The following is an 18,825-nucleotide window of genomic DNA, read 5'->3' on the forward strand; positions in this document are numbered from 1 at the left end:
CGTCAATACGTGATCGTGGCGGTGATGACGTCGGCGTAGCTGCCCGCCGGGAAATTGGTGTTAGGCACACGGCCGTAGACCGGGACGGTCTGCACGGTACCGCTGCCGGTGGCCGCATATACGTTGCCGCCGGTGCCGGTGGTGCTTCCCCAGACGTCGGCGGCGGTGCGGGTCGCGGCGCGATAGAGCTGATACGGCACCTGTGCGGTGCCGCTGCTCATCTTGCGCGTGTTGGCGTCGGTACCGTTCTGCCCGTTGTCGAGCGCGATGGTGTACGGCGCGCTGGGCGTGCAGTTCACGTTGAGCGCGCCCTGATTGTCGACGTTGGTGGCGGTCGACGGCGCGGTGCCGAAGTTGACGTCCGTCGGTGCCGTCGTGCTGATGTCGCAAGCGGCGGTGATGGTGATACGGACGTTGAAGGTCGTGGTCGCGGTGGCGGCCTGCGTGGAGGTGGCGGCGACGGAGGCGGCGAGCAGGGTGGCGGTGGCGGCGATCGAGCGGAAGGACATGATGTTCTCCTGTGAGGTTCGATGCGTCGTATTCCCGGCGCGTCGCTGAGCTGTGTCTCCGTCGGAAGCAAGGATCGGGGAAGGTAGGACGTCACGGGAGTGGATGACCTCGCGCCATGCCGGAACGACGTAGCGATGCCGAATGTGTTCACCCTTATGTCAAGGCTGCTTGACATGGCGCGCGGAGAGGGTCACGATGCGTGTCAAGGGTGCTTTACATCTTTTTGCTGACGAACGATTCGTGATGGCGTTGCACGTCACGTTTCGACCTGACACGACCAGGGAGATCGGGGAATGGCCATGCGTGCCGTGCACAAGCGTTATCTGCGTGAGTTCTTTCCGGCGATGTTCGCCTACGTGCTGCTGATCCTCCTGTCGGTCAGCTGGCTGAAAACGCTGGAAGGCACTGTCGCGCGCACCTTCGTGACCTTGCTCCCCACCATCCCCGTCGCCTTCGTTATCCGGGCCATGGTCCGGGTGATCCGCGATCAGGACGAGTTCGAGCGCCGGATCGACCTCGAGGCTCTCGCGGTGGCGGGCGGCATCGGCAGCTTCGGCTTCTTTACCTTCGGCATGTTGCTCAACGCCAAAGTGCTGGCCGCACCGCCCGCCGAGGCTGTCGCGATCTGGGTGATGCCGGTGATGATGTTCGTCTTCGGCATGGCCAAGTGTGTCTTCAGGCTGTACTACCACCGCGCACGATGAATAACCGCGTCCGTGAACTCCGCACCGCGCTGGGCTGGTCGCAGGCCGACCTCGGCGACCGCCTCGACGTCTCGCGTCAGACCGTGAATGCCGTCGAGACGGGCAAGTACGACCCGAGCCTGCCGCTGGCGTTCAAGATCGCCCGCCTGTTCGACCTGTCCATCGAATCCATCTTCGTTCCCGAGGAATGACGGCATGAAACGACCGCCACGCATCGCCATCATCGTCGCGATCCTTGCCGCCGTGCTCTCCGGCCGACATTTCGTGAAGGCGTCCCCGGTTGAGGACGGGGCTCGCGCGTCGACGCCGGCGGCGACCCGTCCCGCGCCGCCGCGCGTCTGGCATCTGGGCTCGGTCGAGCTCACGCCCTGCGAACTGGCGCAACCGCATTCGGGCCTCTCGACCGCCGCCTGGTGCGCGCCTTATCAGGTTCCCGAGGACCGCTCGCGGCCTCAGGGGCGCAAGATCACGCTGCGCCTGGCCGTCGTTCGCAGCAGCGCCCAGGTGCCCGCTGACGACATGCTCGCCTTTATCGCGGGTGGCCCGGGGCAGTCGGCCGCCGAGAGCTACCCGGCGATCGCGCCGGCCATGGCGCCCCTGCTCGCGCATCGCAACCTGCTCCTGCTCGATCAGCGCGGTACCGGCGGCTCGCACCCGCTGAGCTGTCGCGACGACGAACCGGGTGCGCCCTCCAGTGACGACGAACCTCACGGATTCGACGCAGCCGCGGTGCGCAAGGAAACCCAGCACTGCCTCGACCAGCTGTCGCAGGATGCGGACGTACGTTTCTACACGACGACCGACGCCGTCGCCGATCTCGAGGACGTGAGGCATGCGCTGGGGACGCCGAAGTTCGACCTGATCGGCGTGTCGTATGGCACGCGTGTGGCCCAGCAGTACGCCATGCGGCACCCCGACGGTCTGCGCACCCTGGTACTCGATGGCGTGGCCCCTAACGCGCTGGTGCTCGGCGAAGACTTCGCGGTGAATCTCGACGCGGCGCTGAAGGCGCAGTTCGCCCGCTGCGAAGCGGACGATGCCTGCCGTGCGCGCTTCAGCGACCCTTATCAGACGCTGTTCCAGCTGCGCGATGCGCTGCGCGCCAACCCGCATACCGTGAGCTTTCGCGACCCGCAGAACTACGCGTCGGTAAAACGCGTACTCAGCGAGCACGACCTGGCTACGGTGGTTCGTATGTTCGCCTACTCGCCGGAGACGGCGGCGTTGCTGCCGCTATCCATTGACGCCGCCGCGCGCGGCGATGTCGGACCGCTGCTCGGTCAGGCCAAGCTGCTGACCGGCGATCTCGGTGACACGATGGACGGTGGCATGCAGTACTCCGTGATCTGCAGCGAGGACGGCGATCTGCTGACGTCACGCCCGCAGGACAAGGACACGATTCTCGGTGACACGATGATCGAGGCATTCCGTGCGGCGTGTTCGGTGTGGCCACATGGGCAGCGCCCGGCCGACTTCCACGCACCGCTCAGGAGCAACGTTCCCACGCTGTTGATGTCGGGCGAGTTCGATCCCGTGACGCCGCCGCGCTACGGTGACGAGGTGCTCAAGGGACTTCCCAACGGTCGGCACGTCGTGCTGAAAGGGCAGGGCCATAACGTGATCGCGCGCGGTTGCATGCCACGCGTGCTCGACCACTTCGTCGACGACGCCAACGCGAAGACGCTCGACGTCGGTTGCCTCGATCGGCTGCAGCCGCTGCCGGTCTTTGTCGGATTCAACGGAGCGACGCCATGATCGAGGTGAAGAACCTGCTGAAGTCGTTTGGCGAGGTGCATGCCGTCAACGGTGTGAGCTTCACCGCGCGCGACGGCGAGATCACGGGCCTGCTCGGTCCGAACGGGGCGGGCAAGACGACCACGCTGCGCATGCTGTACACCCTGATGAAACCCGACGCCGGCGAGGTGCTGGTCGATGGCGTGAATGCCTACGACGACGCGCTGGCGGTGCGTCGCCGGCTCGGTGTGCTGCCGGACGCCCGGGGTCTCTACAAGCGACTGACCGCTTCGGAGAACATCGATTACTTCGGTCGTCTGCAAGGCATGGCGCCGGAGCTTCTGGCACGCCGCCGCGAAGCGCTGATCGATGCGCTGGAGATGCGTGACATCGCCCATCGTCGCACCGAAGGTTTTTCGCAGGGCCAGCGCGTGAAGACCGCCATCGCCCGGGCACTGGTTCACGATCCGCGTAACGTACTGCTCGACGAGCCCACCAACGGCCTCGACGTCATGGCGACCCGAGCCATGCGGCGTTTCATGCGGCAGTTGCGCGATGAGGGCCGCTGCGTACTTTTTTCCAGCCACATCATGCAGGAGGTGGCCGCGCTGTGCGATCGCATCGTGGTGATCGCGCACGGTCGCGTGGTCGCCGACGAAACACCGGCCGCGCTGCTGGAGCAGACGGGCGAGACCAGCCTCGAGGATGCCTTCGTGAAAATCATCGGTACCGACGAGGGGCTTGCCGCATGAGCGCCTTCTCCGCCGTTTACTGGAAGGAAGTTCGCGAGAACCTCCGCGATCGCCGGACGCTGGTCAGTGCGCTGATCACCGGCCCGCTGCTGGGGCCGGTGATCTTCATCATGCTGATGAACGTCATGGTGAACCGGGAACTCGCCAAAGCGGACCGCAACATCGAAGTGCCGGTGATCGGCGCCGAGCTGGCACCCAACCTCATGGCGGCATTGAAAGGTGCGGGCATCAACGCCGATCCCGGCATGAGCGATCCGGAGAACGCCGTCCGTGAACAGCGTGCCGATGTCGTCATCCGTATCGGGCCGGATTACGCCAGGGCATGGAACAAAGGCCAGAGCGTCCAGGTCGAGCTGATCTACGACTCCTCGCGACGCGATGCATCGACGCCCGTGATGCGTGTGCGCAGCGTGGTCGAGAGCTACGGACGTCGTGAGGGCGCGATGCGTCTGATCGCGCGCGGGCTTTCACCGACCACGGCGTGGCCGGTGCAGGTCGCGGAGCGTGACCAGGCGACTTCACAGTCGCGTTCGGCGCTGATGTTTTCGTTCCTGCCTTACTTCTTCACGCTCACGGTGTTTCTCGGTGGCATGTACCTCGCCATCGACCTGACGGCCGGCGAGCGTGAGCGGCAGTCGCTGGAACCGTTGTTCGTGAACCCCGTCGCGCGCTGGAAGATCCTCGCCGGCAAGCTGGCCGCGATCAGCACGTTCTCGCTGGTCAGCCTGTTCCTGACGATCGCCGCGTTCATGACCGCGCCCTTCTTCATTCCGACGGAGAAGCTGGGCATCGCGCTCGATCTGGGGCCTCGCTTCGGTGCGCAGGTGGCGCTGATCATGCTGCCGCTGATCGTGCTGATGGCCGCGCTGCAGTCGCTCGTGTCGGCGATGGCCAAAAGCTACCGCGAAGCGCAGACGTACCTGTCGATCCTGATGATGATCCCGATTCTGCCCAGCGTGCTTTTGTCGGTGATTCCGGTGCGCGCGGAACCGTGGATGTATGCGGTGCCTTTGCTGGGGCAGAACCTGGGGATCGTGCAGTTGCTGCGTGGCGACGGCATGCCGGCGTGGCAGATCGGTACCTGCCTTGCCGGTGGGTTTGCCGCGGCGCTCGTGGCCGTGTGGGCCGCGGCGATGTTGTACCGGTCGGAGCGGCTGGCGATTTCGGGCTGACTCGCTCCTGCCTTACCGCCAGCGCAAATCCACACCCACCAGGAACGTCCGTCCCGGCGCCGGCTCGTAATATCGCCCGTTGCCGTCATTGACGATCACCGAGCCGACCACATGCCGGTCGGCGAGGTTGTCCACCCTCGCGAACGCGTTGATCCGCCACGGGCCGTCATCGACGATGTACCCGCCGGACAGACCGAACAGCGCGTATCCCGCGGCCGACTCGGTCCCCAGGTCGTTCACCGAGGTCGAGCCCATGGCATTCATATCCAGCCCGACCTGCCAGCCACGATCGGCACCATACTTCAGCGCGGCATAACCGTTCGAGCGTGGCACGCCGGGAATGCGCGTCCCCGCGGCCACCGGCGTATCCGGCGTGGAGCAGCCGGTCGACACGCAGGTGAGAAACGGCGTACGGAAGGTCGCCTGCAGGCGCGTGTACGACGCGACGAAGTCGAGGTTCGGGGCGAGCTCGGTGCGGAACGATGCTTCCAGCCCCTGACGGCGCGAGCGCGCGATGTTCTGGTAGGTCGTGCGACCCCCCAGGTTGGTCGCCACGGCCAGCTCGTCGTCGCTGTCCGCACGGAACACGGCGAGGCCGGCTTCGGTGTGGTCGGACGGCTGAAGCTTGATGCCGACTTCGCCGTTGTGCGAGCGCGAGGGTTTCAGGTCGAAGGCGAGACCCGCACCGCCATCGGCGCGATATCCGAGCTCGGAGAAGGTCGGCGTCTCGAAGCCGCGACCCCAGTTCGCGTACACATGTGCCCATGGGGCCGCACGCCACATCACACCGAAGGCCGGCGTGGTCGCGCTGTACTTCGTGGTGCCGCTGTCGTCCGGGTTGCCTGCGGCGATGTATCGATCCGTCGAGCGGAAGCGCACCTCGCTGTGACGCAGGCCGCCCATCAGACTCCAGTCTTCGGCGACACGCCACGTGGCCTGTGCGTACTGGTCGAAGTCGAACACGCGGTCGATCTCGTCGCGACGTTTCGCGCCCTGTACGCCGAGGGTATTGCCGATGTAGTTGTTGTAACCCTGGCGATGCTGTTCCTGGTTGTCGTAGCTGATGCCACCGGCGACCTCGAAGGGCCGGCCGGCCAGCGTGTCGCTCCAGGTCCAGCGCGCGTCGCCGCCGCCGTATTCGTTATCCAGGTCGACGACGCCGCCGGAGTTGCCCGGCTGAGCCGCCTGCGTCGCCTTGGGAATCGACAGGTACTGGGTGACGCTGCGCTGGCCGTAATAGCCCATGACGCGCAGGCTGTTCGCGCTGTCGATGCGCTGGTCCCAGATCAGACCGGCCTGCTGCTGATCGGTCGACTTGCGCGTGTTATACGTCTCCGCGACCGAGGCGACCTGTTGCGGGTCGGCTTTCACCTGGGCCCGGGTCAGACCGAGCGGATCCTGCGCATCCGGCACGTCGACAGTGTTCACGACCAGCGTCAGCTTGCTGTCGTCGTCGATCTTCCAGCCGATCTTCGCGTTGCCGGACTCGCGGCGCGCGGCGCTGTGATCGCGATAGCCGCTGGTGCGGAAATGGCTGAAGTCGATGTTGTAGTCCACCGGGCCTTCGGTGCCGCGCGCGTTGACCGAGCTGCGGAAGTTGCCGTTGCTGCCGCCGGCCACACCGAAGCGCAGCTCCGGGGTCTCGGTACCGTCGGCGGTGAAGATCTGCACGACGCCGCCTGACGCATTGCCGTAGAGGGCCGAGAACGGCCCGCGCAGCACTTCGATACGGTCGGAGGAATCGAGGTTGAAGTGCGATACCTGGCCCTGACCGTCCGGCATGGTCGCCGGAATGCCGTCGGTGTACAGGCGGATGCCGCGGATGCCGAAGGTGGAACGCGCGCCGAAGCCGCGAATCGACACCTGGGCGTCCTGCGCATAGTTCTGGCGGTCACGGGCGATAATGCCGGGAATGGATTGCACGCGCTCCGAGAGATTCACGTCCAGCGAGCCATCGGGAGGCGTCGTCACCACGTCGATCGCCGCCGGAATATCGTAGGGAGACTGGGCGGTACGGGTGGCCGTGACCACGACCGGTGCCAGCGTGGCTTCCTGTGCGGCGGCGTTGCCGGCCAGCGCGAGGAGTACGCCAGCGGCGAGCGGGCGAAGGGGGAAAGAGCGCATGTGTGAGGATCCCTGCGGAACAAATGCTGCAATGCAGAAGGCGCCCAGTGTAACGGCACGGATGTTTTCGCGCTTTCACCGGTCCGCCGCAGACGAACGGAAAGGCAGGTGGCAGGGCCGGATCGCCGTGCTAGCCTTCCCGGCCACATTCCCGCAAACACCCGGTGTCGCCATGAAGAAGCTCGCATTCGCCTGCGCTGGACTGCTCGGTCTGGCCCTCTCGCACACCGCGCTGGCGGCCGACGTCGACCAGCCCGCGCAGACCACGCCACCCGCCAGCGCCGGTCAGCTCAGCTCGGCCCAGCTCGACAAGGCGATCGCCGGCAGCTGGCGTTCGCCGGAGAACAAGGCGCGCGACGTCTACCGTCACCCCAAGCAGATGCTGACCTTCTTCGGTATTCGCCCGGATATGACCGTGATCGAGATCTGGCCGTCGGGCGGCTGGTTCACCGAGATACTGGCGCCTTACCTGCACGACAACGGCCACTACATCGGCGCGATCGAGACCGGCTCCAAGGGCGTGGCCTCGATGCAGAAGAAGTTCTCGTTCGCCCCGGCACAGTACAGCACGGCAAAGATCGTGGAGTTCAACCACAAGGCCCCTGTGCTGGGCGCGCCGGGATCGGCCGACATGGTGCTGACCTTCCGCAACGTGCATAACTGGGCCGCCGATGGCAGTGCCGAAGCGATGTTCAAGTCGTTCTTCACGGTGCTCAAGCCCGGCGGCGTGCTCGGCGTCGAAGACCATCGCGCCGACGCGGGCAAGAAGCTCGACGACGTGGTCAACTCCGGCTACCTGCCGACCGACTACGTGATCAAGCTCGCCACCGATGCCGGCTTCAAGCTGGACGCGCAGAGCGAGATCAACGCCAATCCGAAGGATGACCACAACCATCCCAAGGGCGTGTGGACGCTGCCGCCGACCTACGACATGGGCGAGACGGACAAGGCGAAGTGGGCGGCGATCGGCGAGTCCGATCGCATGACGCTGCGCTTCGTGAAGCCCGCTTCCGCGAAGTAAGGTGCTGGTCGCGCTCAACAAGCCCTACGGCGTGCTCTGCCAGTTCACCGACGAAGCCGGCCGGCGCACGCTGGCCGACTTCGTGCCGCAGAAGGGGGTCTACGCGGCGGGGCGACTGGACCACGACAGCGAAGGCCTGCTGCTGCTGACCGATGACGGCAAGCTGCAGCACCGGCTCGCCGATCCGAAGCACAAGCAGCCGAAGACATATGTCGTGCAGGTCGAGGGCGTGCCTTCCGAGGAGGCCCTTGAGCGCCTGCGTCGCGGCGTGACGCTCAATGACGGGCCGACGCTGCCGGCGGGTGTCGAGGCGATCGATGAGCCGGAGTGGCTATGGCCGCGCGATCCGCCGGTGCGTTTTCGCAAGACCGTGCCGGATGGGTGGCTGCGGATCGTTTTACGTGAAGGACGGAATCGCCAGGTGCGCAGAATGACGGCGGCTGTTGGCCTTCCGACACTGAGGTTGATCCGCGAAGCCATCGGCGATTACCGCCTCGATGGGCTGGGCCTGGGCGAGGTTCGGGTTATCGAGCCGCGCCTCGCTCGGTAGGAGCGCGCCTCGCGCGCGACATCTTCTGCCTCACGTTCACTTGCTTACGCGGAGTTGTAACAGCACGGCACGATCTTCGATTTCATAGTCACCTTGCCTGCCCGTGGGTGCGACGAGTTCCATTCTGGTCAGTCGCTTCAGCGCAGCCTGGATCTTCGCAGTCGTCAGGCTCGCGTCGATGTCAGGCCAGCGGCTTAGCCAGGCGACGGATTCGGTGCTGTATACCGACGGGTGACCGGGTTGCGCCAGCATGTTCATCAAGGCGAGTTCGAGTGGTCGCAATTCTTCGAGCAGCGCGCCCGCACCCGTCTCCGTGTGCGACTGCATCCACTTCGCCATCGCGGCATCGATATTGCCGTTGCCCGCGATCAACAGGTGCAGGATCACTTCGTTGAGGAACTCGGGCGTCCGGCCGAGGCGTTCGAACGCGTTTCTGAGCGACGCCTCGTCGATCCGGGCACGGGTACGTTCCGCGAGAAAAACCATTCGGTCTTCGATGAAGTCGTCGCCAAGGTCGGGGAGCTGTACGGGCATCGCAGACGCGAACAGTGGCGCTCTTTGCTGGCGGAACATATGGTTCAAACCCTCGCGGGAGGATCCCGTGTAAAACACCAGTAGTCGCCCTTGCAGTTTCTGGATGACCGTCCGTAGCGCCGCGACGAAGTCTTCGCGCTTTGCTCCGGCCAGCGCCTGGACCTCGTCGAGCACAAGGAGGGTGACGTCTTTCTCCGCAAGCGCGGACAGGGCGAAGTCGAGCCTGTTCTCCAGAACGGCATCGGGCGTGAAACTCACGGGCTCGAGAGTCGATTCGACTTCGGCGGCGCCGGCGCTCGCCTTGGCGCGAAGCTGCCTGAAACGTAGACGTCGCTTCCAGCCGCTGCGTCTTGCCTCGAGGAAAGCCTCCAAGCCCTCGACGAGCGCAAGTTCCGGCTCGCCTCTTCGCCTCCAGAGATCGATATACAGCGTCTTCCAGCCGAGCTCATGAGCAGCCGGGATGAGCTCGTGCCGGACGAAGGAAGTCTTACCCTGCCGTCGAGGGGCAAACAGCGTCACCCCTTGCTTCAGTCCGCTGGTCAGGATCTGAAGGACGTCCTCAACGAGTCCTTTCCGGGGGAAGTACGGCAGTTCGAACGACAGGCCCATACCAGTTATCCATAATTATTCAAACTTGAATAATTATGGATAATCTCAGAAACGTCAATTCGCGCAATGGCTTACCATTCGGCGACCGACCCATCCTTATGCCGCCACAGCGGATTCCGCCACTCCGCGGCCTCGCGGCTGCGTTCGATGATCCGCTCCTCGTCCACGTCGATACCCAGACCCGGACCGGTGAACGGCTGCGCATAACCGCCGTCATCGAGCTTCAGCGCGTCCTTGTTGCGGACGTAGTCGAGCACCTCGCCACCCTTGTTGTAGTGGATGCCCATGCTCTGTTCCTGCAGCGTGGCGTTCCAGCTGACGAAGTCCACGTGCAGGCACGCGGCCAGGGCGATCGGGCCCAGTGGGCAGTGCGGGGCGAGCGCCACGTCATAGGCCTCGGCCATGGCGGCGATCTTCACGCACTCGGTGATCCCGCCCGCGTGCGACAGATCGGGCTGCAGGATTGAAATGCCGCCGCGCTCGAGCACATGCTTGAACTCGTAACGCGAGTACATGCGCTCTCCCGCCGCGAGCGGAATGGACGTCTGTTCGGCGATGCGCGGGTAGTACTCGGCAAGTTCGGCCAGCACCGGCTCTTCGATGAAGAGGGGGCGGAACGGCTCCAGTTCCTTCACCAGCACCTTGGCCATCGGCGCGGAGACGCGACCGTGGAAATCGAGACCGAACTCGATGGTGTTACCGAAGGCCTCGCGGATCTCGGCGACACGGGCGACCGCGGCATCGACCGCCTTGCTCGAGTCGATGATCGCCATTTCTTCGCAACCGTTCATCTTGAACGTGTCGAAGCCATGGGTCAGGCGTTCACGAATCTGCGCGATGACGTCCGCCGGACGATCGCCACCGACCCAGCAATAGGTCTTCATGCGGTCGCGCACGCGCCCACCGAGCAGTTCGTATACCGGGGCATCGAGCACCTTGCCCTTGATGTCCCAGAGCGCCTGGTCGATGCCGGCGATGGCGCTCATGAAGACGGCGCCGCCGCGGTAGAAGCCGCCGCGATACATCGCCTGCCAGATGTCGTTGATGCGCGCGGGATCCTGTCCGATGACGAATTCGGACAGCTCCTGCACGGCGGCCTCGACGGTGCGCGCGCGGCCTTCCACCACGGGCTCGCCCCAGCCGACGACGCCTTCGTCGGTCTCCATCTTGAGGAACATCCAGCGAGGCGGAACGCGATAGGTGGTGATCTTGGTGACTTTCATGCTCAGACCGAACGATAGGCTTTGACGAAGGCGGCGGCCTGGTCGCGCGTGCGGGAGACGGGCTGTCCTGGTTTATACAGGTCGCCGCCCAGACCCGCGCCGATGCAACCGGCGTCGAGGAACTGTCCGAGATTATCGGGTGTGACCCCACCCACCGCCAGCAGCGGCACATCGGGTGGCAACACGGCACGAATCGCCTTGATGTACGCCGGTCCGAGGTTGGTCGCCGGGAACAGCTTCAGCGACTGCGCGCCGGAGGCGAGGGCGGCGAATGCCTCGCTCGGCGTCATGAAACCGATCGCCGTGTAGAGATTGCGCTCGCGCGCCTTGCGGATGGTTGCCGGATCCGTGTTGGGCGTGACCATCAGATGGCCGCCCAGATCGGCCACTTCGGATGCCAGCTCGGGCGACAGCACGGTTCCCGCGCCCACCAGTGCACGCTTGCCGGCCGCCTGGACGGCCAGCGGGATGCTGCGTCGCCAGTCCGGGGAATTGAGCGGAATCTCGATCGCATCGAAACCGGCTTCGATCAGTGCCTCGACGTGGTCGACGACCTCGTCGGGAGTGATGCCGCGCAGGATCGCGATAAGGGGAAGAGCGGTAGGCCAGGCCATGACGATTACTCGTGGTAAAGCTGCGAACGACCGCCGTCGATGCGGATGTCGGCGGCATTGATGTAGCGGGCCTCATCGGAAGCGAGGAACAGCGCCGTATAGGCGATCTCCAGCGGTTCGCCGATGCGCTTGTTGGGCAGGATATCGGTCTGCTTGCGGCGCTCGGCCACCGGATCCGCGGCGGCGGCAAAGCCGGCTTCCGCGATCGCGGTGAGGACCAGTCCCGGCGAGATCGAGTTCACCCGGATGTTGTGCGGCGCGTACTCGATACCGAGTGCCTTGGTCAGGCCGATAAGGCCGTGCTTGGCGACGGGGTAGGGGAAGCAGTGCGGAATGATCTTGTGCCCATGCACCGAAGCGATATTGACGATGCTGCCGCGACCGAGCGAGAGCATGCCCGGCAGGACGGCCCTGGCGCAGTTCCACGCGCCTTTCAGGTCCACCTCGAAGCAACGCGCCCACTCGTCATCGGTGAGCGACAGCGGCTCGTTGAAGACGTTGATACCCGCGTTGTTGATCAGTACGTCCGGCGCGCCGAAGCGCTCCGTCGCGGCGGCCACCATGCGCGTGATGGCCTCCCCGTCGGTGATATCGGCCTGAAACAGCATCGCATCGTCGGTGTTCAGCGATGCCAGCGTCTCACGTGCCTGCGCGTTGTCCTCTAGCACATTGAGCACGACCTTCGCCCCATGCGCCGCGAACAACCTCGCCGTCGCCGCACCGATGCCCTGCGTCGCACCCGTCACGATGGCGACCTTCCCAGCCAGGCGGGGAAGCGGTGTCGTGCGCGGGTCCGCGGTCATGACAGCGCTCACGTGACGACCTTGTGCCCGTAGCGGGCTTCGGGAAGACCGCGACCGCGCGGCGGCGTGCCGATGAAGATCGCACCGTTGAGCGGCTCGTCCTTCAGCACGGCCTCGTCGAGACCCTTGTACGCGGAAGTGATCACCATCCGGTCCAGCTCGGCGCCGGCAAAGCTCACGCAGCTGGGCTGGCGCGCGGGCAGCTCGATGGTGGCATCGACGCGACCGTCGGGTGCGTAGCGCACCACGCGGGACGCCGCCCACTGCGCATTCCACAGGTAGCCTTCCGCATCGATCGTCGAGCCGTCGGGCTCATGACCGGCGCTCAGCTCGGCGAAACCGCGGATGCGGTCGACCTCACCCGTGCTGTCGTCGTAGTCGCAGGCCATGATCCGTGCCGTCGGCGAATCGGTGAAATACATCGTTTTCCCGTCAGGGCTGAAACAGATGCTGTTGGTGATGGCGGCCTTGGGCAATGACAGGCGGCTGAGCCCGCCTGCCGGCGTGTAACGCCAGAACGAAGCGATCTGCTCCGGGCCGCGCTCGTTGAGGGTGCCGAAGATGAAGTTGCCACCCCGGTCGCAGCGACCGTCGTTGGCGCGGGTGCCGGCGACATCCGCCTCGATGTCCCCGAGCACGTGCAGCTTGCCGTCGCGTGTATCGAAACGGGCCAGCTGCTTCTCCAGTGCCAGCAGCAGTACGCCGGGCTCATGGGTCAGGGCGAAGCAACAGACGCGGGCGGGCAGCGCGTGTTCGCGCACCACGCCCGTGCCGGGGTCGTAGTCGTAGATCGTTGACGCGGAGATGTCGGTCCAGCGGACCAGTCCCATCAGGTCGTCCCAGATCACGCCCTCGCCATGGGCCTGGCGCTGCGGGGACAAGGGTTTGAACGAATCGGTCATCAGCGGGCTTGCCTGCGGTTCTTGAGCTGGTCCACGAGGACGGCGATCAGGAGGATCGTGCCGCGGACCAGATACTGGTAGAAGGCGTCGATGTTCATCAGACTCATCGCATTCTGCACAGTTCCCATGATGAGAACGCCAACGAGCACGCCGCTGATGCTCGCCCGGCCGCCCATCAGCGAGACGCCGCCCAGGACGCAGGCCGAAATCACGTTGAGCTCGAAGCCCTCACCCGCATTGGGCTGACCACTGGTCATGCGCGAAGCGAGGATGATGCCGGCCAGTGCGGCGACCAGGCCCTGAATCAGGAAGATCAGGATCCGCACGCGGTCCACCGGCACACCGGCAAGACGCGCGGCATCGGGATTGCCACCGATGGCCAGCGTATTGCGGCCGTAGATCGTCTTGTTGAGCAGTACACCGAAGAGGACGAAGCAGCCCAGCGTGACCCACACCGGCACCGGCAGACCGAACAGCTCCGCGCTGCCCAGGGTGAAGAACGCCTCGCTGGTGACGCCGACCGCCTGGCCCGAAGACGCGATGAAGGCCAGACCGCGGACGATCTCCATCGTCGCCAGCGTCGTGATCAGCGCGTTGATCTTCAGCTTGGCGATGACCGCGCCGTTGATGAAGCCGATGAACGCACCGGCCAGCAGGCTCGCGCCGATACCCAGCGTGACGCTGCCGGTGGCGTTGGAGACGATGGCGCAGAACACGCCGGCAAAAGCCACGGTGGAACCGACCGAAAGATCGAAGTCCCGCGAAGCCAGACAGAACATCATGGTGCAGGCGACCATGCCGATCTGTGAGACGGACAAGGCCAGGCCGACGATGTTGTCCCACGAGAAGAAGTACTGCACGGTGACGCTCAGCACCCCGAACAGCACGATGAAGATGCCGATCAGACTGTAGTCGTCGATAGCCTGCCAGAGCAGGGCACGGCGGCGGTCGTCGCGTGTTTCGCGCGTCGCGCCTATGGCGGCGGCATTGGGTTCGGTCATGGTGAAACGTTCCTCGTCGGGATGGCGCTGGCGCCTTCATTGAGAGCGGCGGCGAGGACGTTCTCCTCATTCGCCTGCGCGCGGTCGAACTGTGCGGTGATGCGACCGCGGCACATGGTGACGACGCGGTCGGAGACGCCGAGCACTTCGGGAAGTTCGCTCGAGATCATCACCACGGCGACGCCACGGTCGGCCAGTTCGTAAAGCACGTTGTAGATTTCGTTCTTGGCGCCGACGTCGATGCCGCGGGTGGGCTCGTCGACGATGAGCACGCGGAGATCTTTCTCGGCCAGCCAGCGCGACAGTACGGCTTTCTGCTGATTGCCGCCCGAGAGCAGACGAATCTCCTGCCGACGATGCGGCGTACGGATGCGCAGGCGATCGATGAAGGTGTCGGCGGTGCGCGCCTCATTGCGGTCGTTGACGAACAGGCCCGCCGTGAGATGGTTGCGTCGCGCGCTGATGTTGATGTTTTCCGACACCGAGCGTACGCCGATGATGCCGTCTTCCTTGCGGTCCTCGGGGCAGAACACCAGACCGTGACGAATGGCGTCGCGCACGTGCGATGGCTTCACCGCACGCCCGTCCACCGTGACTTCCCCGGCGGTGCGGCGATCCGCACCGTAAATCACTCGCATCACCTCACTGCGACCCGCGCCGACCAGACCGAAGAAACCGACGATCTCGCCCGCCTTCACCTCGAAGCTCACGGGCAGCTGCACGGCGCGGCCGGTGACGGCCTTGACGTCGAGACGCACCTTGCCGTGCGCACGGTGGCGATAACCGAAGATATCGCTGATCTCGCGACCGACCATGCGCTGCACGAGCTGGTCGCGGGTGACGCCTTCGAGCGTGTCGAAGTCGGCCACCTTACGTCCGTCGCGGAAGATCGTGGCGGCATCGCAAAGCTCGAAAATCTCATCGAGGCGATGCGAGATGTAGATCATGGCCTTGCCCTGCGCACGCAGGTCGTTGACCAGGCGGAACAGCACCTCGGTCTCACGGTGCGACAGCGAGCTGGTCGGCTCGTCGAGGGCGAGGATCTTCGCGTCGCGAAGGATCGCCTTGACGATCTCGACCATCTGCCGCTGACCGATCGACAGCTGCCTGAGCTTCGCACGCGGGTCGAGGTCGACACCGAGGGCGTCGAGGCGCTCACGCGTCCAGGCCAGCGCCTTGCGCCGGTCGACCAGGCCGAAACGCGTTGGCAGGCGACCGAGCAGGAGGTTCTCCATGACCGAGAGCTCCGGTACGTACTGGAGCTCCTGGTGGATCACGGCGACACCGGCGTCGATGGCGTCGGCGGCCTTGCGGAAATGCATGACCTGACCGTCGATCGCCACCTCACCCTCGTCGGGGATGTATTCGCCGCCGAGAATTTTCATCATCGTCGACTTGCCGGCACCGTTCTCGCCGAGCAGGCCGTGAACGGTGCCGGCACGCACGGCGAAACCCACGTCGCCGAGCGCGCGCACGCCCGGGAACGTCTTCCCGATGTGGCGAAATTCCAGGCGTGGCGTGTCACTCATCATCAGAGACCCATTTCCTTGCGGACTTCCGTCACGTTGGCGCGTGTCACCAGCTTGCCGGTGGTCAGCGTGAGCGGCGGCGGGGCCTTGTCGTTCTTGATCCATTCGTACATGTTCACCGAGGTCTCATAGCCATGACGCTTCGGGCTGATCAGTACGCTGCCGAAGAAGCCGGTCGGCTGGGCTTTGGCGAACTCGTTGAGTGCCGACTTGCTGCCGCCGATACCCACGCCGATCATGTTGTCGGCGCGGAAGTTACGACCTTCCGCAGCGCGCACGGCACCGAGCACGGCTTCATCGTTCAGGCCGAACGCGACCCAGTGCTTGAACTTCGGGTTCTGCGTGATGGCGATGTTGGCCGCGTTGAACGCGTTCTCCGTATCGGTCTTGGCTTGCGGCGCGTTGATCACGTTGGCGTTCGGGAAACCCGCGGCGGTGAGCGCGGCGATCGCGCCATCCGTACGGTCCTTGGCGGTCGGCAGCTGGTCGTACGAAATACGCAGCGCGCCGGTTTCTTCCGGCTTCCAGCCACGCTTCTTCATCTCGTCGGAGATCGCCTGACCGACCTGCTCACCGATCTTGGTCGCCGAGATGCCCATGTGCGGCACGGATTCGATCGGCTTGCCCGAACCGTCGACGAGGCGATCGTCCACGGTCATCAGCTTAAGCTTGTCGATCCTGGCCTTGGCGACGATCGACGGACCGAGTTTGACGTCCGGCGTGCAGATGACGAAGCCCTGCGCATGCTGGGACTTCAGGTTGTCGATGGCGGTGAGCACCTGCCCGCCATCGGGAGCGGCAATCTTGACCAGGGTGAAGCCTTTTTCCTTGGCGGCCTGTTCGGCGTACTTCCACTCGTCCTGGAACCAGGGCTCCTCGGGCTGTTTCACCACGAAACCGATCTTGACCGGCTCGTCGGCGGCGAAAGCCGGTGCCGAGCCGATAGCGAGTGCGACAGCCAGGACACGTAGGCCCAGTGCGATTTTCGTTTTCATGCGTTCCCTCCTCGGATTACTCATGGTCGACCAGCCCACGGCGACGGGCCACGGCGATCGCGCCGGCTCCCGCTAGATCGCGTTGGTCGTCGTCGCCCAGCACCGTCACGGTGCCGGAGAAAAAGTCGTCGCCTTCGACCAGCCGCGCGATCGCTTCGCGCAGGATCGGCTTGCCGCTGACGACAAAGCGCGTGCCCGGACTCATCCGGATCGCGCTGGAATTCTTGAGGGTGAGCAGGTCGGAACCCAGCACCGCGCCGAGCAGGAAGTTGGCGCGCGCATTGGCGTCGTACACCGCGAACTGATCGAGGATACGCACGCTGAAGCACGCACGGCCCAGGCCTATCTTGTTCGCCGAAGCGGCACCCGCCAGCAGCATTTCCGGATCGATGCGTTTGGCGAAGCCTTCCTTCAGCGAGCCAGCCAGGATGGTGTCGTGCGAGATCACGTGCAGCAGCTCACCGGCCAGCGTCGTGACGCAGCCGTCGATGCGCCCGCTCTTGTCGATGCTGACGAACTTCGAGTGCGAGCCTGGTAGCACGACGACGGTGGGTTCGTCGAGGCCCAGGCGTTCGACCAGCGCGAAGGATTCGGTCTCCTCGCCGCGCATCATGTCCATCGCCTCGCAGTTGTGCAGGCCGATGTGGTCGACGGCGTTACGCACACCCGGCACGAACCAGATCGGCGCGTGCCATACGTTTTCGACCAGCGACTCGCGCATGGCCTTTGCCAGGTCGTCGATGCTTGCCGGTGCCGGTACGTGCGGAATCTCGCAGAGCCCCACATTGGAGGTGATCATGCCCGAGGCGAGTACGCGGCCGATGTCGCCGGCTTCCAGCCTGGCGTTGGCGAGAGCTTCGGCGATGGTCTCGCGGACGCCTTCCTCCAGCTTGCGTGTATTGCCGGTAATGGCGGTGTCGCGTACGCCGACCTGTCGGGCACCGTGTCCAACGACCTTGCCGTCCTGCCAGACGGTGACTCGCGTGTTGGTCGTGCCTGTGTCGATGGTGAGGATGTTCATCGAGTGTCCGTGGGAAGAGCGCTACGGATTCTTGGCGTTCGCGAATCAGGCAGGCAAACTAGAATTTGTCGGGGTCTTCCCCAAAAAAAATTTGATGACTTCGCAATGAAGCGCTCCCTACCCCTGAATGCCGTGCGCGTCTTCGAACTTGCAGCGCAGCATTTGAGCTTTACGAAGGCTGGTGAAGAACTCTCTCTGACGGCGGCCGCGGTGAGCGCTCAGGTCAAATTGCTGGAGTCCTATCTCGGTACGCCGTTATTTGTGCGGAGCAACAATCGACTGTCGCTGACGGCGGCCGGTGAGAATTATTTTCCCCGCGTTCGCGACGCGTTTCGTGCGCTGCAACATGCTACGGGCCAGGTGATGGGCGAGCGCCCGGCCTCTTTGAGGGTGTCGGTGCCGCCCACGTTCGGTACGAAATGGCTGGTGCCGAGGTTGTTCCGCTTTTTCGGAAGGCATCCCGGGATCGCTGTCGAGGTCGTGACGGACGGTGCGGAGGAGGGTGGCTGGGACCTCGCGATCGACGATCGGCTGGGCGAGGGTCTCGAGCAGGTCATCCTGGCGAGCAGCGGCTACACGCCGGTGTGTTCGCCCGCTGTGGCGGCTCGTGTCGGGGAGCCTGCCTCGCTGCTCGACCAGATGCTGTTGCATGAGCGGTCCAATCGCCGCTCGGCGGCCGCGGCGAGCTGGGATCAGTGGTTCGAGCGCGCGGGGATCGAGCCCGGAGCCATCGCGCGCGACATGGGCTTTGGTGACGGCACGATGATGCTGCAGGCGGCGATCGAGGGGCAGGGCGTGGCGCTGGCGCAGGAACTGCTGGTCGCATATGACCTCGCCGCCGGGCGACTGGTCGAGCCGTTCCGGCTCGAATTGCCGTTGCAGCACACGTATTATCTGGCGGTGTCGCGTGATGCGGCGTCGCGCGAGGAGACGATGGTGTTTCGCGACTGGTTGTTCGCCGAAGTGTCGGTCGGGGCGTGAGCGGTATCCACGCCCTGACGTGGTACCGCCAGTGTTCACGATCGGC

19 protein-coding genes are annotated in these 18,825 nt (G+C 64.9%); 8 read left to right on the forward strand and 11 right to left on the reverse strand.

Annotation, left to right across the window (positions count from 1 at the left end):
- Nucleotides 1–2: 2 nt before the first annotated feature.
- Nucleotides 3–509, reverse strand: coding sequence for a spore coat U domain-containing protein (locus FA87_RS01390; RefSeq protein WP_036116434.1), 507 nt, complete (start codon nt 507–509; stop codon nt 3–5).
- Nucleotides 510–803: 294 nt separating this feature from the next.
- On the opposite strand from FA87_RS01390, the gene FA87_RS01395 reads away from it, so the two are divergent.
- The 5 genes from FA87_RS01395 to FA87_RS01415 are packed head-to-tail and all read left to right on the forward strand — an operon-like array spanning nt 804 to nt 4,872.
- A complete protein-coding gene (locus FA87_RS01395; RefSeq protein WP_036116428.1) occupies nt 804–1,214 on the forward strand; it encodes a hypothetical protein in 411 nt (136 codons plus the stop codon).
- A complete protein-coding gene (locus FA87_RS01400; RefSeq protein WP_036116425.1) occupies nt 1,211–1,405 on the forward strand; it encodes a helix-turn-helix transcriptional regulator in 195 nt (64 codons plus the stop codon). The genes FA87_RS01395 and FA87_RS01400 overlap by 4 nt, the downstream gene beginning before the upstream one ends.
- Before the next feature lie 4 nt (nt 1,406–1,409).
- Nucleotides 1,410–2,969, forward strand: a complete 1,560-nt coding sequence (locus tag FA87_RS01405; RefSeq protein ID WP_043691891.1) for an alpha/beta hydrolase — start codon at nt 1,410–1,412, stop codon at nt 2,967–2,969.
- The gene (locus FA87_RS01410; protein WP_036116422.1) at nt 2,966–3,700 is read left to right on the forward strand and encodes an ATP-binding cassette domain-containing protein; all 735 of its coding nucleotides are present in this window, start codon (nt 2,966–2,968) and stop codon (nt 3,698–3,700) included. The genes FA87_RS01405 and FA87_RS01410 overlap by 4 nt, the downstream gene beginning before the upstream one ends.
- On the forward strand, nt 3,697–4,872 hold the full coding sequence (locus FA87_RS01415) for an ABC transporter permease (protein ID WP_036116420.1): 1,176 nt from the start codon (nt 3,697–3,699) through the stop codon (nt 4,870–4,872). Before FA87_RS01410 ends, FA87_RS01415 begins: the two co-directional genes overlap by 4 nt.
- Before the next feature lie 12 nt (nt 4,873–4,884).
- On the opposite strand, the gene FA87_RS01420 is transcribed toward FA87_RS01415, so the two are convergent.
- A complete protein-coding gene (locus tag FA87_RS01420) occupies nt 4,885–6,996 on the reverse strand; it encodes a TonB-dependent receptor (protein WP_043691894.1) in 2,112 nt (703 codons plus the stop codon).
- A 172-nt stretch (nt 6,997–7,168) separates the two neighbouring features.
- On the opposite strand from FA87_RS01420, the gene FA87_RS01425 reads away from it, so the two are divergent.
- The gene (locus tag FA87_RS01425; protein ID WP_043691897.1) at nt 7,169–8,017 is read left to right on the forward strand and encodes a class I SAM-dependent methyltransferase; all 849 of its coding nucleotides are present in this window, start codon (nt 7,169–7,171) and stop codon (nt 8,015–8,017) included.
- A gap of 1 nt (nt 8,018) precedes the next feature.
- On the forward strand, nt 8,019–8,567 hold the full coding sequence (locus tag FA87_RS01430; protein ID WP_043691899.1) for an rRNA large subunit pseudouridine synthase E: 549 nt from the start codon (nt 8,019–8,021) through the stop codon (nt 8,565–8,567).
- Nucleotides 8,568–8,603: 36 nt separating this feature from the next.
- Here the strand turns inward: FA87_RS01430 and FA87_RS01435 are convergent, their stop codons facing one another.
- From FA87_RS01435 to FA87_RS01475, 9 genes are all read right to left on the reverse strand, one after another.
- Nucleotides 8,604–9,710: a hypothetical protein gene (locus tag FA87_RS01435; RefSeq protein ID WP_043691902.1), complete on the reverse strand. Its 1,107-nt coding sequence runs from the start codon at nt 9,708–9,710 to the stop codon at nt 8,604–8,606.
- A gap of 71 nt (nt 9,711–9,781) precedes the next feature.
- Nucleotides 9,782–10,933: a galactonate dehydratase gene (dgoD, locus tag FA87_RS01440; protein WP_036116413.1), complete on the reverse strand. Its 1,152-nt coding sequence runs from the start codon at nt 10,931–10,933 to the stop codon at nt 9,782–9,784.
- Between the two features lie 2 nt (nt 10,934–10,935).
- On the reverse strand, nt 10,936–11,547 hold the full coding sequence (locus tag FA87_RS01445) for a 2-dehydro-3-deoxy-6-phosphogalactonate aldolase (RefSeq protein ID WP_043691905.1): 612 nt from the start codon (nt 11,545–11,547) through the stop codon (nt 10,936–10,938).
- Nucleotides 11,548–11,552: 5 nt separating this feature from the next.
- Nucleotides 11,553–12,362, reverse strand: coding sequence for an SDR family oxidoreductase (locus tag FA87_RS01450; protein ID WP_239708941.1), 810 nt, complete (start codon nt 12,360–12,362; stop codon nt 11,553–11,555).
- Entirely contained in the window at nt 12,359–13,252 is an 894-nt protein-coding gene (locus FA87_RS01455; protein ID WP_036116407.1) for an SMP-30/gluconolactonase/LRE family protein, read from the reverse strand. Before FA87_RS01455 ends, FA87_RS01450 begins: the two co-directional genes overlap by 4 nt.
- Nucleotides 13,252–14,253 carry an L-arabinose ABC transporter permease AraH gene (araH, locus tag FA87_RS01460; RefSeq protein WP_051944054.1) on the reverse strand — a complete coding sequence of 334 codons (1,002 nt, stop codon included), beginning with the start codon at nt 14,251–14,253 and terminating at the stop codon, nt 13,252–13,254. The genes FA87_RS01455 and araH overlap by 1 nt, the downstream gene beginning before the upstream one ends.
- Nucleotides 14,250–15,782: an L-arabinose ABC transporter ATP-binding protein AraG gene (gene araG / locus FA87_RS01465; RefSeq protein ID WP_036118540.1), complete on the reverse strand. Its 1,533-nt coding sequence runs from the start codon at nt 15,780–15,782 to the stop codon at nt 14,250–14,252. The genes araH and araG overlap by 4 nt, the downstream gene beginning before the upstream one ends.
- 2 nt (nt 15,783–15,784) lie before the next feature.
- Nucleotides 15,785–16,777, reverse strand: coding sequence for an arabinose ABC transporter substrate-binding protein (locus FA87_RS01470; RefSeq protein WP_043691908.1), 993 nt, complete (start codon nt 16,775–16,777; stop codon nt 15,785–15,787).
- A gap of 16 nt (nt 16,778–16,793) precedes the next feature.
- The gene (locus FA87_RS01475) at nt 16,794–17,798 is read right to left on the reverse strand and encodes a 2-dehydro-3-deoxygalactonokinase (protein WP_043691910.1); all 1,005 of its coding nucleotides are present in this window, start codon (nt 17,796–17,798) and stop codon (nt 16,794–16,796) included.
- Nucleotides 17,799–17,930: 132 nt separating this feature from the next.
- On the opposite strand from FA87_RS01475, the gene FA87_RS01480 reads away from it, so the two are divergent.
- A complete protein-coding gene (locus FA87_RS01480) occupies nt 17,931–18,779 on the forward strand; it encodes a LysR substrate-binding domain-containing protein (RefSeq protein ID WP_197062352.1) in 849 nt (282 codons plus the stop codon).
- The last annotated feature ends 46 nt before the right edge of the window (nt 18,780–18,825 follow it).

The sequence above is a fragment of the Luteibacter sp. 9133 genome, assembly GCF_000800155.1.
Classification (GTDB): Bacteria; Pseudomonadota; Gammaproteobacteria; order Xanthomonadales; family Rhodanobacteraceae; genus Luteibacter; species Luteibacter mycovicinus.

Bases quoted from the DNA above. Each gene is read 5' to 3' on its own strand.
- FA87_RS01390 (WP_036116434.1), bottom strand. From the start codon at position 509: ATGTCCTTCCGCTCGATCGCCGCCACCGCCACCCTGCTCGCCGCCTCC.
- FA87_RS01395 (WP_036116428.1), top strand. From the start codon at position 804: ATGGCCATGCGTGCCGTGCACAAGCGTTATCTGCGTGAGTTCTTTCCG.
- FA87_RS01400 (WP_036116425.1), top strand. From the start codon at position 1,211: ATGAATAACCGCGTCCGTGAACTCCGCACCGCGCTGGGCTGGTCGCAG.
- FA87_RS01405 (WP_043691891.1), top strand. From the start codon at position 1,410: ATGAAACGACCGCCACGCATCGCCATCATCGTCGCGATCCTTGCCGCC.
- FA87_RS01410 (WP_036116422.1), top strand. From the start codon at position 2,966: ATGATCGAGGTGAAGAACCTGCTGAAGTCGTTTGGCGAGGTGCATGCC.
- FA87_RS01415 (WP_036116420.1), top strand. From the start codon at position 3,697: ATGAGCGCCTTCTCCGCCGTTTACTGGAAGGAAGTTCGCGAGAACCTC.
- FA87_RS01420 (WP_043691894.1), bottom strand. From the start codon at position 6,996: ATGCGCTCTTTCCCCCTTCGCCCGCTCGCCGCTGGCGTACTCCTCGCG.
- FA87_RS01425 (WP_043691897.1), top strand. From the start codon at position 7,169: ATGAAGAAGCTCGCATTCGCCTGCGCTGGACTGCTCGGTCTGGCCCTC.
- FA87_RS01435 (WP_043691902.1), bottom strand. From the start codon at position 9,710: ATGGGCCTGTCGTTCGAACTGCCGTACTTCCCCCGGAAAGGACTCGTT.
- dgoD (WP_036116413.1), bottom strand. From the start codon at position 10,933: ATGAAAGTCACCAAGATCACCACCTATCGCGTTCCGCCTCGCTGGATG.
- FA87_RS01445 (WP_043691905.1), bottom strand. From the start codon at position 11,547: ATGGCCTGGCCTACCGCTCTTCCCCTTATCGCGATCCTGCGCGGCATC.
- FA87_RS01455 (WP_036116407.1), bottom strand. From the start codon at position 13,252: ATGACCGATTCGTTCAAACCCTTGTCCCCGCAGCGCCAGGCCCATGGC.
- araH (WP_051944054.1), bottom strand. From the start codon at position 14,253: ATGACCGAACCCAATGCCGCCGCCATAGGCGCGACGCGCGAAACACGC.
- araG (WP_036118540.1), bottom strand. From the start codon at position 15,782: ATGAGTGACACGCCACGCCTGGAATTTCGCCACATCGGGAAGACGTTC.
- FA87_RS01470 (WP_043691908.1), bottom strand. From the start codon at position 16,777: ATGAAAACGAAAATCGCACTGGGCCTACGTGTCCTGGCTGTCGCACTC.
- FA87_RS01475 (WP_043691910.1), bottom strand. From the start codon at position 17,798: ATGAACATCCTCACCATCGACACAGGCACGACCAACACGCGAGTCACC.